Here is a 14,559-nt window from a genome sequence, read left to right on the forward strand (position 1 = left end):
TGCTGCCGGCGTCGAGCTCGTGGCGCGCGGCGCCCCGGATCGACCGGCGTCGGAGGCGTCTACCAGGTCGAGCTGTGAGAGGTCGTCAGCGGCTGGACACATTCCGCTCATCGAGTGCGCTTGCGAACGTATCCGGCCACACGAGCCGGACCCCGAGGGCCTCACACATCTCGCCCCACCTCGGATCCCGCGGCTCCCGCTCTGCGACAAGGACAGGTGCAATTGTCCTCCCTCCGCCCTTGAGCAGGTGCGCGTACCAAAGCACTTGACCGAGCCCGAGCCTGAGCTGCCGTTCCTCGTTCATATCGGTGATGCTTTTGACCTCAGCCACGAAGATCGTGGTGCCCACTTTCCAGGCGAGGTCGTACTCCGGTTCGCTCGGGGACGGCGAGCGTGGCTGGAGACCGTGGCTCTGAAGGAAGTCGGCGAGGGCATTCTGCGTTTTCGCGTGTCCATAATTGCCGCGCTCGATCTTCTCGAAATCTACCTCGACAAAGGGAGCGCGCGAGGTGAGGACATTGGTTTCGTCTGCATGGCGGTACGCCGAGCCGAGTTGCATTGCCTCTGGGACGGGCGCTCGCTGAGTCCATCCGCCGGCCGCAGCCACGACGGTCTCCCACTGCTCGGGGGTGACGTTGAAGACCGTGCCGCCGCGTTCGCGGGCGATCGACAGGCCGGAGAGCACGTCCTCGTGTTCATCGAACCAGAGTGGAAGGCCCGGCGGCGTGACGTATCGGACGCGGACGCGGTCTTCAACGTCGCCGGGGCCGGGCGGCGTCACCCAGTACGGGTTCTCGTGATCCGGCATGCCACGGGGGCCCTCGACGACTTCGCCGAAGGCAACGACGCCCCGCCGACCGCCGCGGCCTTTCCCGCGCCAAACCAGAACGCGATCGCCGATTTTCATCGGTCGGCCAGCCGTGGTCCACGTGTCTATCGCGCGGTCCCGGACGGCATCCTCGACGCGGTACGTGTCCGGACTTGCAAACAGCGCCCAGCGGTGCCCCTCCATCGAGCCGTCGAGTCCGGCCATCCTGAAGAGCAAGTTACGCATCGCCGTTGCCACCTCGCGCTGTTCAAGGAGCTCGGCGTCGAAGGTGGGCTCCTTCGCCTCTACCCAGTCAGGGACACCGAGCGCAGCGGCGAGTCTGTCGAGGAGCCGCTGCTTCTCGTCGTCAATGTCGCGGAGAACTGCGACGTAAACCCCGACCTGTCCGCTAGCCCACCCGCTCACGAGGTCGCCAGCAGAGCTCCCACCCTGTCGGATGATGAACCGTGGCTCCATGTCGCCCTTGCCCCACACGACGTCGAGGTTGCCTGCCAGCGACATCGCCTCGTCGAACAAGCTCCGGAGGCCCGCAGCACCGGCCGCCGACCGGGCTTCTGCCTCCGGGAAGAAGGTCTGCTCATTCCACGGCTCTCCGGGCTTTCGCTCACCGCGCATGGAACGACCGTACCCCGGCTCGTGGCAGCGATCGAGCGGTTCGTGGCGGCCATCGAGCCGTTCTTGGCAGCCATCGAGCCGTTCTTGGCAGCCATCGAGCCGTTCTTGGCAGCCATCGGCCCGTTCTTGGCGGCCATCGACCAGCTCGTGGCAGCGATCGAGCGGTTCGCGCGCGACGTGTCGCGACCGTGCGCACGTTCGTGACACTCTTCTACGGCCGAATAGCGCAGTCCGATATCCAGCCCGAGCAGGAGTTCGACGAGCTCGCGCTTCATGCATCCCGTGGAGAGGCCTTCGTCGAGCATGTGGGCCATGACCGCGCCGAGTTTGCCGACGTGCGCATCGATCTCCGCGCCCGCGCTGAGTTCGTCCGCGACGAATCGCAACCCGCTGCGCTCTGCTTGGGTTCGGCCGCGGAGCGGGGGCCTGATGAACGGCAGTGGCAAGGACATGAGCAGTGATGTGAATCACCGTTGCGCCCGCCTCTCCGCGCGTGTATCCGGAATGACCTGGAGGATGGGGGCATGCGACGCAGGTCGACAACCTTGCACGCGCATAACGACAAGCGGTCATACGTTCTGTCGCGACTGTCTTGACTATTGCCTTCGCGGCGAGCCGTACGAATCCAGTGAGTGTCTTCGCTGTGGATATCGCTAGCGCAACACATGTGGTTTTCGAGTCTCGCGTGGCTGATCGCATCGCGCCGCTCGGCGCCGCCGACGTTGTCGTCGACTCCGACTGTGTTCTCGTTGGAAGGCGTACTCGACTTCAGCTCCCTGGGTGCTGCTCGAAGATGGACGGCTGGCTCGCTTGTGATGACCACGTATTCCGGCGTGATCCTGCCGCCCGTTCCAACCTGATCCTGCCACCGGTTCTGGCGCCATCCGGCCTCCGGTGCCGGTGACCCGGCCGCCCCCTCCGGCGCCCTGGCCGCCGGGTTGCCGGGTTGGCCGGGCCTGACGGCGGCGGTGAGGATCTGTCGATCCTGGTCCACGAGCGTCCACGAGGGTGGGCGCATCGCGGGCGGGTCCTGCGGCGCGCGTGTCGGAGCCGGGCGCGTGGGGGGGTGACCAAGCCGAGCGCCTCGCAGGCCCCGCTCGCGTTCCAGGGAGAGTCTCGCGCCAGCACACCGCACCTTTGCCGAGATCGTGCTCCCCAGGTCCCCCGGGTTGCGAACGACGTCTCTGGCGGCTAATCCCGTCTGCTTGTCCCCATCATGGGAGGGAGGAAACCATGGCATCGCGAAAGAAGGATTCGACGTGGACCACGTGGGAAGACATGCCGCTCGACGAGTTCCGGGTGCGGGCCGGGAAGGCCAAGGCCCTCGCCACCGAGTTCGTCGAGAAGCTCGACGAGCTCTTCCCCGGCCTCGTGACGCTCACCAAGGAGCAGCGGAAGACCGCGCCGAGGCTGCGTGACGGCGAGCACGCGATGCTGCACAAGGTGCTCGACGTGGTCGACATGAAGCCGGCCCTGTTCGAGTCGCTGGCCGATCAGGACGAAGGCATGGACCCGAACCGCTTCGAGACGGCGCTGCTCCGCGAGCGGATCGAGAAGCACCTGCTCTTCAGCGACGTCGCGGCGAGCCTCTCCTCGGTGGGCGGCGAGCTCGGCGACTCGACGCTCTATACCGCCATCAAGTTCCGCGAGTCGCTCTATGCGGCCTACCGCATCGCCAAGGCCCACGCGCAGACCGACCGGAAGGTCATGGACGTGCTCGCCCCGGTCGTCGACTTCATGCGGAAGAACGTCGCCGCCGCGGCCGCCGCCAGGCGGACCCGCACGCCGGCCTCGGCCGAGCTGCCGAGCTCCGGAGAGGCGTAGCCTCGACCAGGGCGGGGGAGCGCGCTGATGCGGCCCCAGGAGAGGCCGCGAGCGTGCAGACTCGACGAGCTCGGCAGCATGGCCTGTGACGATGCACCGCCAACTGGCATGTGCTGCATCTCCTGAGCGACGATGAGCAGGGGGCTCGTCTAAGCCACGTGGCGCCCGGGTTCACCGTCGCTCGACGGACACCGGGGCGCAGCGCAAGCGCTTCTGAGCTCAATCCTCCTGGGTGTGGGTGCAGCTTGAGCACCGCATTGTCGGCTCAGAACCTCACGGCTCCGCACCGCTCCCCCGCCGAGCCCTCGCGTGCAGGCGGATGCCGCGCTCCTGGTGCAAAGGAGGCGATCCTTCCGTCCGTCATCACTCCGGTCCATCGCGGTCCGTGCCTATGGCGATCGCTGTCGCCAGGGGAGCCGACGCCCGTGGTTGCGACAATCTCGCGCGCTCCGTGCATCTCGGAGACGTTACGGCCGGGAGCATCGCCTCCGCGGCCATTCCGGTGGGTGTGGATGCTTCATGTCTGTCGTGAACATCTTGCGATCCCGAGGAGGCGGCGCCGGGAGTGCGAGGCGAAATGGGCAGCGACGAAGCGGTCCGGGGCAGCTGCGAAGCCGTCAGCAGGACGGCCTCCACGGAATCGCTCGCAGGCGAACGCGGCGCCTTGGAGCTCTGCAAGACGCTCGCGCTCGCTTCGTACGAAGCCAGGGAGGAGTTCTGCCGAGCGCAGCCACGGAACAGGCGCCGCCGGTGCTGGGAAAATGTGCATGCCAGCTCCCTTGGCTGGCTCGTGTATTGCACGGTCGAGTTCTCGTACTAGCCTCATCGCATGGATCAGAAGGATTCGCCGATCGCGGAGCGTCGCTACAGCGTGGAAGGTCAGCCTGGGCGAGAAATCATCTTGAAGATTGGACGGCCGTTCGAGGTGAGCCCTCCTGGGGTGGACTGGGCGTGTCCCGTCGTCTTCGAGGGCCTGGACGACGGATGCAGCAAGTGCGTGTACGGGATCGACGGTGTGCAGGCGATCCAGCTCGCGATGCAGTACGCGCGCAACCAGCTGGAGGCCTCCGGGCTGCAGCTCCTCTGGATGACCGAGGAGCCGGGCGATCTGGGGCTCCCGCGCCCGATCGAGAGCACGCTCGGCGTGTGGTTTCAGCGCGAACTCGAGCAGATGGTGGAGCGTGAGCAACGCAGGATGCACGAGATCGTGCTCAAGCTCGGCGAGGTGCGCGAGCGGCGCCGGAGATCGACCGGAGCCTAGCTTCGGCGCGATGCCCGTGCCGTCCCGTGGGCGGGGCGGATCGACCGATGCGTGATCCTTTCCTCGTCGGCTCCTTGTCCGTCGAGAAGGCGGCGTTCCCCATCACATCGTTTCGACCGATTTGAGCATCTCCGGAATGAAGTGGAGTCTCGGCCGGAGCAGCCTGTCGCGACGCCCGAGCTGACGCACCTGGAGCATGGCGCCGGTCGCGGAGCTGTTCGAGGCATCCAGAAGATCGTCGGTGAACGTGTAACTGTAATTCTCTTGCTTGGTCGGTGTCCTGTCCTCGGCAGCGGCCTCGGGGATCGAGACGCCGAGAAACAGCAGCGCGGCTGTGAGTGAAATAAGCGATCGCGACTTCATCATGCCTCCTCGCCTTGTTCGGACACGAGCGAGGTCCGCAGATTGGGACCCTTTTTGCCGAGCGCGATGTCGCGTCGCGGAGCTCGCCAGGGCGGCCGCGTCCAGAGCGCGCGGAGCTCCCCGCCCGGGTGCCCACCCGAGTGGGCAGCCCCAGGTGGACGATGCACCCCTGCGTTCCGCGCCGACAGGCGCGCTCGATGTCGTCGCGGAGGGTTTCCTGGACGGACCACCCGATCGGGTGACAACGCAGGTGACATCGCTCTCCTTCCGCGTAGAATCGGGCCCGATGCTCACCTGCAGTCGAAGGAGCACGACGGGCGGCCTCCTCGTTGCGGTCGTCGCGGCGCTGGCCGTTGTCGTCCCCGCCGGAGCGGCGGGCGCGAGCGAGGAGACGCCGGCAAAGGTGGCGAACGGCATCGCCGTCGGCGCCCAGCTGGAGGCGCTCGCGGACGTCAAGGTCGCGCGCGCCGAGGTCGCCCGGGGCTCCAGGGTGAGCGTGGCCAGGCTGATCGAGCGCCAGGGCCAGCTCACCGCCGTCGACGTCGAGCTCGCCGACGGCCACGTCGCGCGCGTGGCGATGGCGACGGTACGCACGTCGTTCCGCGTCCTCTCCGAGTAGCCGTCCTCTCCGAGTAGCCGTCATTCTTCGAGTCGCTCGCGTCGCCCGAGCCGCTCGCGTCGCTCGAGCCGCCGGCTTCTTCACCCCCGCGCGCGATCGCGGCTAGGGTGCCGCCATGCGGAACCCCGCCAAGGTGCGCGTCGCCGTCCTCTTCGGCGGCCGCTCGGCCGAGCACGAGATCTCCCTCCTGTCCGCCCGCTTCGTCGTCGAGGCGCTCGACCGCGACCGGTTCGAGCCGGTGCTCATCGGCATCGACAAGTCCGGCCGCTGGCTGCTCCAGGAAGAGGCGCTGCTCCTCGGCGCGGCGCGCGACCCCCGCCTCGCCCGGCTGAACGAGGCGATGCCGGAGATCGCCCTCGACGCCCACCCCGGGCCCGCCGGCGAGGCCACGCTGACCGTGCCGGGCGGCTCGCGCTCCCCCATCGACGTCGTCTTCCCCGTCCTGCACGGGCCCACGGGCGAGGACGGCTGCGTCCAGGGCCTCCTCGAGCTCGCCGGCGTCCCGTACGTCGGCTCCGGCGTGCTCGGCTCCGCCGTGGGGATGGACAAGGACGTGATGAAACGCCTGCTCCGCGAGGCCGAGATCCCGATCGTCCCCCACGTCACCCTCCGCCGGGCCGCGTGGGACCGCGATCGCGGCGCGTGCATCGAGCAGATCGCCGCCCTCTCCGCCGCCGGCGGCGCCGGCTTCGGGCCGATCTTCGTCAAGCCCGCGAACCTCGGGTCGTCCGTCGGGGTCCGGCGCGTCAAGGCGCGCTCCGAGATCGAGGCGGCCGTCGAGCACGCCTTCGAGTTCGATCTGAAGATCGTCTGCGAGCAGGGCATCGAGGGGGTGCGCGAGATCGAGTGCTCCGTGCTCGGCGACGACGACCCCATCGCCTCCGTGCCCGGCGAGATCGTGGTCGGGCACGCCGACGGCTTCTACTCCTACGCCGCGAAGTACATCGACGCCGACGGGGCCACGATCCGGATCCCGGCCGACCTCTCCCCGGCCGAGGCGAACGCCGTGCAGCTGGTCGCGCTCCGCACGTTCCGCGCGCTGGAGGCGTCGGGGATGGCCCGCGTCGACCTGTTCCTCTCGCCCGATCGCGCGCTCTACGTGAACGAGATCAACACCATCCCCGGCTTCACGGCGATCTCGATGTACCCGAAGCTCTGGGAGGCGAGCGGCATCCCCGCGCGCGAGTTGATCGAGCGCCTCATCGGGCTCGCGCTCGAGCGCGGCGCGCGCAAGGCCCGCCTCAAGACGAGCGCCTAGAGCGACAAACGGGTTGAAACCGCCAGAAGAGAGCAGAATTCGAACCGCCAAGGCGCCAAGGACGCCAAAAAATCACAAAAATCTTGGCGTCTTATGGCGCCTTGGCGGTTCACTTCTCGCTCGATCGACGTGATCGGTGTTCTAGCGCCGCGCGGCGCGCGTCAGCCCGCGTCGAGCCGCACGCCGGGGGCGCCGAGCGCTGGGCGCCGCACGAGGCGCGGGCCGAGCGCCTCGAGGATGCGCGCGTGGCGCTCGGCGGGCGCCCACACGAGGATGTGCCCGCCGCCGCCCGCGCCGCACACCCGGAGGACCTCGACCCCGAGGCCGTCGAGCCGCCGCTCCAGCGAGAGCGCGAGCGCGCTCGCCGCACGCGAGAGGCGCACCTTCGCGGCCGCGCCCCGGCGCATGCCCGAGAGCACCAGCGAGAGCGAGCCGATCTCGAAGCCGCGCGCGACCTCGCCGGCCGCCGCCACGAGCTCGCCCTTCGCGTCGCACGCCGAGCCGGCGTCCATCCGATCCAGCACCTCGCCCGACACGCGCCGCACCTCCGTGTCCACGAGCAGCAGCCCCGCCGAGAGCGCGGGCACGAGGTCCGGGCAGCCGATCGCGAGCGGCCGCACCCCCGAGCAGCCGCCGGCGTCGAAGGCGAGATCGAGCAGCCCCCCGAACGCCGCGAACACCTGATCCTGCGCGCCGCACGCGTTGCACAGGCGCTCGCGCTCGATCGCGACCGCCTCGCGCGCCAGATCCTCCGGCGCCACGGCCTCTCCGAGCGAGGCGCGCAGCGCGAACAGCGCCGCCACCGCCACCGACGCGCTGCCGCCCAGGCCAGCCCCGGGCGACGTCTCGCTCTCCACCCGCAGGGCGACCCCGTCGCCCACGCCCGCCGCGGAGAGCGTCGCCTCGATCAGGCGGAACGCGAGATCGTCGCGCGGAGGATCCGCGCGGCGCCGCAGGAGGACGCGCGCCCCGCCGGCGCCGCCGGCGCCCTCGGTCGGGCGCAGCTCCGCCGGTGCCTCGCCGCGCGCGGCGAGCTCGAGCCGCACCCAGCCTCGATCGAACGGCTCGACGATCACGCGCGCGCGCAGATCGATCGCGGCGCCCACGACGCGCCCGCCGTCCTGTCGGGCGACGCCGGGCAGGTCGCTGCCACCCCCGGCGAAGGAGACGCGCATCGGCGCGCTCGAGGCCACGCGCCACAGCGGGCTTCGCAGCGTTCGCGGCGCGGAGAGGGAGCCGGCGCAGGGGATGCTCATGCTGTCCTTCGGCGCGAGCGCGACCCGCCGGGACGCGAGCCCGCCCCAGGGACCGAGGCGGAGCGCCCCGCGGCGGCACCCGGTGCAGGGAGCAGGCCATCGATGGAGCGCCCGGCGTGCACGCTCCCGCGCGGTCACGCTCGGTTCCGCTCGGTTCCGCTCGGTTCCGCTCAGTTCCGCTCAGTTCCTCTCAGTTCCGCTCAGTTCCGCTCAGTTCCGCTCAGTTCAGGTCCTTGCTCGCGGGCTCGCTCCTCGGCGAGGGCTGCGCGCGGGCCGCGTCGAGGATCCGGTCGATCACCCTGAGCCCGGCCGCGAACATGTCCCGCTCAGCGCGCTCGCCGCCGGCGTGCACCTCGGCCGCCTTCTCCCGGAGGGCGAGCGCGTCGCGGCGGACGACCGGCAGGCGGGCCGCGCCCGCCGCCTCGGCGATGCACCCGGCGAGATCGTAGATGAGGAACGCGTCCTCCTCGCTGATCCGGGCCTCCGCACGGCGCCCCTCGGCGCGGGCGCGCGCCGGGGACCCACCCGCGCGATCTCCCCGGGCGTGCGGCGCGACCTCCCGATCGTCGTCGTCCCCGATCGAGCCCGAGGAGACGCGGTCGAGCAGGCTGGTCAGCTCGACCCGGTAGGCGGCGAGGACCAGCGCACAGAGCGCCCCGCGATCGCGCAGCGAGAAGAGGATCAGCTCGAGGAGCCGGTCGGACCGGGTCGCGCAGTTTTGCATCGCTGCCTTGTACGGCGTCCGCCCACGTGACCTCAATCCAGAACGCCACCGCCCGCGGCGGATCCGCCCTCGGACGCGGGGCACGTTACGCACCGAGGCGCTCGCGCGGCGCGCGCCGGCCCGTCGAGGCGCGCGCCGAGGCGCGAGCCGCCCCGTCGAGGCGCGCGCCGGCCCGTGAAAACGCGCCGAAACGCGGATAGCGTGGGGGGCCCCACGCGGCGGTTGCGGAGCTGTGCCGGATCGGTCAATAGGTCCGACCCTCCTGCGTCAACGGGCCGCGACGGATGTCTGGCGTGCTGACGCTCCGGCTCAGCCTGTCACCTCATCCACCCTCGCATCGGCATCCCCGTGACCGCGAATCGTTCTACGAGCCCCACGCCCACCCGAGAGCAGTCCACCGCGCCGTCCTCGGCCACCATCACGACGCCCGCCCGGCCCGCGCCGCCCGCGCCACCCGAGCTTGCGAACGGCGCGCCCGGCGCGCCCGGCGCCGGGCTGAGCGAGCACGGCGCGGCGATCGTGCGCGAGGAGGAGGCGCTGCTCGCCCGCGTCACCGCGCACCTCGCCGCCGCCGCGACCAAGCCGTCGCGCCCGCCGCCCGCCGAGAACTACGAGGAGCAGCTCCTCTCGCTGCGCGATCAGATCGCGGCGGCGCGGCTGGAGGACGTGCCGGCGCTTGTGCAGCAGATGGAGCGCCTGCAAGGGATCGCCGCGCGGCGGAACGAGAACGTCGTCGAGCCCGTCGATCCGAAGTCGCCCTACTTCGGCCACCTGCGCCTCCGGGAGAAGGGCCGCCCCGAGCGCGACGTCCTCATCGGGCGCACGACGCTCGTCGACGCGAGCGCGGGCGTGCGGATCGTCGACTGGCGCCACGCCCCGGTCAGCCAGATCTACTACCGCTACGAGGAGGGCGCGGAGTACGAGGAGACCTTCGGCGAGCGCGACGTCGAGGGCACCGTGCTCGTGCGGCGCACCGTGACCATCGACGACGGCGAGCTCTACCGCATCTCGGCGCCGCAGGGGACGATCGTGCGCGGGCCCTCGGGCGGCTTCCGAGAGATCGCGACGCGGGCGACCGAGCTCTCCGGCGGGCAGGGCAGCGCGGTGCGCCCCGAGGACATGCGCGACATCGCGCGCGCGGCGGCGGGCGGCGCGCGCGGCGGGCTCGGGACGGGGGCGGCGTTCCACGCCCGCGAGGACCGGCACCTCCCGGAGATCGCGGCGCTCCTCGATCCGCGGCAGTTCGAGCTCATCTCGAAGCCGGACGGCGGCATCGTGGTCATCCAGGGCGGCGCCGGCAGCGGCAAGACGACGATCGGCGTCCACCGGCTCGCCTTCCTCTCCTACAACGGAGGCCGCCGCTTCACCGCCGACAAGATGCTCGTCATCGTCGGCAGCCCCGCGCTCCGCGCGTACATCAGCGAGGCGCTCCCCGCGCTCGGCCTGGGCGGCATCGCGGTCGAGACGTTCTCCGAGTGGGCGCGCGCGGCCCGGAAGCGCGCGTTCCCGTGGCTCGAGGCGCCGGTCGAGGAGAACACGCCCTCGGTCGTGACCCGCTACAAGACCCACCCGGCCATGCTCCACCTCCTCGAGCAGCGCGCGGCGGAGCTCAAGGACGACGCGCGGGCGCGGCGCGACTCGCGCGGCACCCTCGCGTTCTGGGCGGACGTGCTCACCGATCTCGACCGGGTGATGGCCGCCTTCGAGGCGGCGGGCGACCCCGAGTTCGGCCCGGAGCAGGTGAAGCGCGCGTGGCGCTGGTGCGCGGACCGCTGCCCCGCCGTGCTCGACCTCGACCCCGGCGACCGCGCCGAGCGCAAGGCGGCGATGGCCGACGAGCCCGCGGACGACGACGACCGGGGCGGGGACGGGCGCGAGGTCTCGAGCGACGACCGCGCGGTGCTCGACCCCGAGGACGACGCGCTCCTCCTGCGGGCGTACCAGCTGCTCCGGGGCGAGCTCCGCAAGGGGAAGAACGTGCTCGTCTACGAGCACCTCTTCGTGGACGAGGCGCAGGATCTCGCGCCGATCGACCTCGCGGTGCTGCTCGGCGTCGTGGCCGAGCCGCGCAGCGTGACGCTGGCGGGCGACACGGCGCAGCGGCTCTTCATGGACTCCGGCTTCCGCGACTGGCGGGCGACGCTCGACGACCTCGGCCTGTCGCGGGTCGACGTCGAGCCGCTGCGCATCGCGTACCGCTCGACGCGCGAGGTGCTCGCGTTCGCCCGCGCGGTGCTGGGCCCGCTGGCCGATCCGACGCCGCCCCTCGCCCCGCGCAGCGGGGCGCCGGTCGAGCACCACCATTTCCCGAGCGCCGGCGCGGCCGTCGCGTTCCTGGCCGACGCGATCCGCCCGCTGTTCGCGCGCGAGCCCCGCGCGACGCTGGCGATCCTGGCGCGCCACCCCGAGCAGGCGGACGTCTACTACGACGCCCTCAGGATGGCGGAGATCCCGAACCTCCGGCGCGTGCGCGCCTACGAGTTCGCGTTCCGCCCCGGCGTCGAGGTGACCGAGGTCCGCCAGGTGAAGGGCCTCGAGTACGACTACGTGGTGCTGGTCGACGTGAACGCGTCGACCTATTCGGCGGACGACGAGTCGCGGCACCTGCTCCACATCGGGGCGACGCGCGCGGCGCACCAGCTCTGGGTGATCTCGACGGCGGCGCCGTCGCCGCTCGTGCCGGACTGGCTGGGCTGAGGGGCAGGGCGACGAAGGGACCGCTCGAGCGCAGCCGAGCTGCGCCGCCGCTCTCGGAAGGCATCGGCAAGGCACCGGCAACGCATCGGCAACGCATCGGCAACGCATCGGCAACGCATCGGCAACGCATCGGCAAGGGGAGTGGACACAATCGACACCGGGCCGTGAGAGAATCCTTGACCGGAGCGAGGCCGTGAGTAGATTCCCTCTCGCGCGGTGGAGCAGCCTGGTAGCTCGTCGGGCTCATAACCCGAAGGTCGTGGGTTCAAATCCCGCCCGCGCAACCACGACCCAAGTAGCAAAGTAGCAAGAGGACGCGAGGATTGGCCGGAAAGGCCACCTCGCGTTTTTCGTTTTCAGGGTCTGTCCGCCGACGCCGAGCGGGAGACCGGAGAGGCGGCCTGAGCGATCCCGCCGTCCGGCCCCTTCAGGCGAGCGCCGCTCGTCGCGCGCCGCGCGCTTTGCCTGCTCGCTTCGTGTGTGCCTCTCGGGAGAGGTCCTGGTCGCCCCGGCGGCCTCGCGCGCCCTGGGTCCCGGTCTTCTTCCCATCGGAGCGCGGCGGCACGGAGCGGCTCGAGCGCAAGGGCGATAAGGCGCTCACCCCTTCTGGAACATCGAGCGTCGATGGCGCGAACTCCATCGCTCTCTGCGGCTCCGGCGCGCCGCCGCTCCGATGCCCTGTCCGTCGGCGGTGTCGCCCGGAAAGTGCGCAGCGCTACGGGGCCGGTACAGGCGCGGTTCGCCAGCGCCACATCCGCGGCCTCGGTCCGCTCGTCGCGCAGCCGCGCCCCCCGGCGAGGCCGCCGCGATCCGAGCGCGTTCGTCGTGCGTTCGTTGCGCCTTGGTCGGGCGCTGGTCTGGCGTTGGTGGCGCGTTCGTGGACATGGCGCGCGCTTCCACGGGCGCCTCGCGCCGGCGGCGCAGCCCTCTCGCCGCGCCGTAGGCAGGCGCCGGTCCCGTGATGTAGGATGCCGATAGAGGCGGCTCCTGTGCTCTGAACACGCGCGCCGCGGCGCGCACCTCACCGGCGCATTCCCGGTAACCTCCAGCGGACAACCACGATGGCCAAACCGAACGATCCCTTCGCACCCTCGACCAACACGCGCGGCGCCGCGACGCCGGGGGATGCTGCCAAGCCGCAACGCAGCGCCAGCGCGCCCGCGCCCGCGGCGCGTGTGTTGCCCTCCGCGGGGCCCGCCACCCAGCGAGGGCCGGGGGCCTACGGCGCGCCCGAGTTCCTCAACAAGGCGCGCAGCGCGCAGCCGCCGGAGCTCCTGAGCCAGCGCACCATCGAGCTCGTGCAGTGGTCCTGGGCGAAGGTGATGCCCATCTCGGACGCCGCGGCGGCGCTGTTCTATGAGCGGCTGTTCACGCTCGAGCCGTCGGTGCGGCCGCTGTTCAAGAACGATATCGCCGAGCAGAAGAAGAAGCTCATGCAGACGCTCTCCGTGGCCGTCGATGGGCTGAACAACCTGCCCAAGCTCGTGCCGGTGCTCCAGGGCCTCGGCGTCCGGCACCAGGGCTATATGGTCGTCGATCGGCATTACGACGTGGTGGGCGAGGCGCTGCTCTGGACGCTGCGCGAGGGGCTCGGCGACTCCTTCTCGGCCGACGTCGAGTCCGCGTGGAAAGAGGTCTACGGCGTGGTCTCGGACGTCATGAAGAAGGCCGCCGCGGCCCACGCGGCCGTGGGCGGCGCGCAGGCGCACCCCTCGCCGGCGCCGCCCGGGAGGGAGCCCCCGCGGATCGGCTCCTCCCAACCGGCGCAGCGCGTGGCGCCAGCGGAGCCGGCGGTGCAGATGCCGAAGTCGGTGCCGCCGCCCTCGTCGACCAAGGCCTCGCGGACGCTCGTCGGGGTCGTGCCGCCCTGGCAGGGCGACCCGCCGCCGCCCGCGCCCGCGCCCGCCGGGGCGCCCGCGGGCGCGCCGATCAGCCTGCGCACCATCGAGCTCGTGCAGCGATCGTGGGCGAAGGTGATGCCCATCTCGGACGCCGCGGCCGCGCTCTTCTACGACCGCCTCTTCGAGCTCGATCCGTCGGTGCGGTCGATGTTCAAGAACGACATGGGCGAGCAGAAGAAGAAGCTCATGCAGACGCTCGCCGTGGCCGTCGACGGGCTGAACAACCTGGGCAGGCTCGTGCCGGTGCTCCAGGCGCTCGGCGTGCGGCACCACGGCTACATGGTCGTCGATCGGCATTACGACGTGGTGGGCGAGGCGCTGCTCTGGACGCTGCGCGAAGGGCTGGGCGACGGCTTCACGCGCGACGTCGAGTCGGCATGGACCGAGGTCTACGGCGTGATCGCGGACGTCATGAAGAAGGCGGCCGCAGATCACGTCGCGAGCGGGGGCGGTCGCAAGGCCGACGCCGCGCCCGCGCGGGAGCGGGCGCCCGCGCAGCGGCCGCCCCTCTCGGAGCAGCGCGCGCCGGCGCCGTCGAGCGTCACGGAGGTGATGCCGGCGAAGCGGCGCCCGGGCCCGCTCGACGAGGACGCCGACACGCTGCACTACCAGACCAACCCTGCCCATGAGGCCATGATGACCAGCGGTATCCACCACGAAGACTCCCGGGCGGCGGCGCGCCCGGCGCCTGCAGCGCCCCCTGCCGTCGCGAGCGCGAGCCCGCAGGGGCTCGTCATCCCGTGGGCGGGCCAGGACATGGTCGTCAACGTCCACGTCAAGCTGGACGGTCCGCTGGTGACGGTCCCGGTCGCCTCGCCCGGGATGGCGTCGCCGGCCGCGGCGCCCGTCGTGCTGGAGCCGACCGGCCCGAGCGGCCTCGCCGCGGGGCTCGCGATCGCCCTGCTCTCGATCGCCGCCTCGATGGCCACGGCCATCCTGATGACGGTGGGCGGCGCCGACAAGGCTGCGGCCGGCGCGGGCGCCGCGGCCGGCGCGGGCGCCGTGCCCAACATCGCGTCCCTCGCGACCTACGCCGTGCCGATCATCGTCACGGTCCTCGTCCTCTCCGCGTTCACGATGGGACACATCCTGGGGCGGGGTCGGGCGCGGAGCGACGCGGGGCCCGGCGCGGGGCAGCTGTGAGCTCCTCCTGCGGGTCGTGAGCGGGTCGTGGACTGGAAGCCGACGCATTCGCCCGGCGAGCGCACGGGT

General features: G+C 71.4%; 12 protein-coding genes and 1 tRNA gene. 9 read left to right on the forward strand and 4 right to left on the reverse strand.

Annotated elements, in window-relative coordinates; translation table 11 throughout:
- Window positions 1-85 precede the first annotated feature (85 nt).
- Complete coding sequence (locus tag WMF44_RS03210) at window positions 86-1,444, reverse strand: EVE domain-containing protein (protein ID WP_437297642.1); 1,359 nt, start codon at window positions 1,442-1,444, stop codon at window positions 86-88.
- Between the two features lie 21 nt (window positions 1,445-1,465).
- Between WMF44_RS03210 and WMF44_RS03215 the strand changes: the two genes are divergently transcribed.
- From WMF44_RS03215 to WMF44_RS03230, 4 genes are all read left to right on the forward strand, one after another.
- Window positions 1,466-1,648 carry a hypothetical protein gene (locus tag WMF44_RS03215; protein WP_437297643.1) on the forward strand — a complete coding sequence of 61 codons (183 nt, stop codon included), beginning with the start codon at window positions 1,466-1,468 and terminating at the stop codon, window positions 1,646-1,648.
- The gene (locus WMF44_RS03220) at window positions 1,633-1,905 is read left to right on the forward strand and encodes a hypothetical protein (protein WP_437297644.1); all 273 of its coding nucleotides are present in this window, start codon (window positions 1,633-1,635) and stop codon (window positions 1,903-1,905) included. Before WMF44_RS03215 ends, WMF44_RS03220 begins: the two co-directional genes overlap by 16 nt.
- Window positions 1,906-2,677: 772 nt before the next feature.
- On the forward strand, window positions 2,678-3,268 hold the full coding sequence (locus WMF44_RS03225; protein WP_437297645.1) for a hypothetical protein: 591 nt from the start codon (window positions 2,678-2,680) through the stop codon (window positions 3,266-3,268).
- A gap of 829 nt (window positions 3,269-4,097) precedes the next feature.
- Window positions 4,098-4,529, forward strand: a complete 432-nt coding sequence (locus WMF44_RS03230; RefSeq protein WP_437297646.1) for a DUF6968 family protein — start codon at window positions 4,098-4,100, stop codon at window positions 4,527-4,529.
- A gap of 102 nt (window positions 4,530-4,631) precedes the next feature.
- Here the strand turns inward: WMF44_RS03230 and WMF44_RS03235 are convergent, their stop codons facing one another.
- Window positions 4,632-4,895 (reverse strand): hypothetical protein, encoded by a 264-nt coding sequence (locus WMF44_RS03235; RefSeq protein WP_437297647.1) that lies wholly within the window; start codon window positions 4,893-4,895, stop codon window positions 4,632-4,634.
- Window positions 4,896-5,178: 283 nt separating this feature from the next.
- Here WMF44_RS03235 and WMF44_RS03240 point away from each other — a divergent pair, with 283 nt between their 5' ends.
- Window positions 5,179-5,511 (forward strand): hypothetical protein, encoded by a 333-nt coding sequence (locus tag WMF44_RS03240; RefSeq protein ID WP_437297648.1) that lies wholly within the window; start codon window positions 5,179-5,181, stop codon window positions 5,509-5,511.
- 115 nt (window positions 5,512-5,626) lie between these two features.
- The gene (locus tag WMF44_RS03245) at window positions 5,627-6,769 is read left to right on the forward strand and encodes a D-alanine--D-alanine ligase family protein (RefSeq protein WP_437297649.1); all 1,143 of its coding nucleotides are present in this window, start codon (window positions 5,627-5,629) and stop codon (window positions 6,767-6,769) included.
- Window positions 6,770-6,930: 161 nt separating this feature from the next.
- Here the strand turns inward: WMF44_RS03245 and WMF44_RS03250 are convergent, their stop codons facing one another.
- Together WMF44_RS03250 and WMF44_RS03255 are read right to left on the reverse strand one after the other, a co-directional pair.
- Window positions 6,931-8,025, reverse strand: a complete 1,095-nt coding sequence (locus WMF44_RS03250; RefSeq protein WP_437297650.1) for a GHMP family kinase ATP-binding protein — start codon at window positions 8,023-8,025, stop codon at window positions 6,931-6,933.
- A gap of 220 nt (window positions 8,026-8,245) precedes the next feature.
- Window positions 8,246-8,749 carry a hypothetical protein gene (locus WMF44_RS03255; RefSeq protein WP_437297651.1) on the reverse strand — a complete coding sequence of 168 codons (504 nt, stop codon included), beginning with the start codon at window positions 8,747-8,749 and terminating at the stop codon, window positions 8,246-8,248.
- 348 nt (window positions 8,750-9,097) lie between these two features.
- Here WMF44_RS03255 and WMF44_RS03260 point away from each other — a divergent pair, with 348 nt between their 5' ends.
- From WMF44_RS03260 to WMF44_RS03270, 3 genes are all read left to right on the forward strand, one after another.
- Entirely contained in the window at window positions 9,098-11,446 is a 2,349-nt protein-coding gene (locus WMF44_RS03260) for an ATP-binding domain-containing protein (protein WP_437297652.1), read from the forward strand.
- A 210-nt stretch (window positions 11,447-11,656) separates the two neighbouring features.
- A tRNA-Met gene (locus WMF44_RS03265) sits at window positions 11,657-11,733 on the forward strand.
- A gap of 774 nt (window positions 11,734-12,507) precedes the next feature.
- Window positions 12,508-14,490 carry a globin family protein gene (locus WMF44_RS03270; RefSeq protein ID WP_437297653.1) on the forward strand — a complete coding sequence of 661 codons (1,983 nt, stop codon included), beginning with the start codon at window positions 12,508-12,510 and terminating at the stop codon, window positions 14,488-14,490.
- Window positions 14,491-14,559 lie beyond the last annotated feature (69 nt).

Origin of the sequence: Sorangium sp. So ce426 (assembly GCF_051475585.1) — a bacterium.
GTDB classification, from domain to species: Bacteria; Myxococcota_A; Polyangia; order Polyangiales; family Polyangiaceae; genus Sorangium; species Sorangium cellulosum_B.

What these genes read in the sequence shown, in the direction of transcription:
- WMF44_RS03245 (WP_437297649.1), top strand. Translation starts at nt 5,627, where the DNA reads ATGCGGAACCCCGCCAAGGTGCGCGTCGCCGTCCTCTTCGGCGGCCGC.
- WMF44_RS03240 (WP_437297648.1), top strand. Translation starts at nt 5,179, where the DNA reads ATGCTCACCTGCAGTCGAAGGAGCACGACGGGCGGCCTCCTCGTTGCG.
- WMF44_RS03210 (WP_437297642.1), bottom strand. Translation starts at nt 1,444, where the DNA reads ATGCGCGGTGAGCGAAAGCCCGGAGAGCCGTGGAATGAGCAGACCTTC.
- WMF44_RS03255 (WP_437297651.1), bottom strand. Translation starts at nt 8,749, where the DNA reads ATGCAAAACTGCGCGACCCGGTCCGACCGGCTCCTCGAGCTGATCCTC.
- WMF44_RS03270 (WP_437297653.1), top strand. Translation starts at nt 12,508, where the DNA reads ATGGCCAAACCGAACGATCCCTTCGCACCCTCGACCAACACGCGCGGC.
- WMF44_RS03225 (WP_437297645.1), top strand. Translation starts at nt 2,678, where the DNA reads ATGGCATCGCGAAAGAAGGATTCGACGTGGACCACGTGGGAAGACATG.
- WMF44_RS03235 (WP_437297647.1), bottom strand. Translation starts at nt 4,895, where the DNA reads ATGATGAAGTCGCGATCGCTTATTTCACTCACAGCCGCGCTGCTGTTT.
- WMF44_RS03230 (WP_437297646.1), top strand. Translation starts at nt 4,098, where the DNA reads ATGGATCAGAAGGATTCGCCGATCGCGGAGCGTCGCTACAGCGTGGAA.
- WMF44_RS03250 (WP_437297650.1), bottom strand. Translation starts at nt 8,025, where the DNA reads ATGAGCATCCCCTGCGCCGGCTCCCTCTCCGCGCCGCGAACGCTGCGA.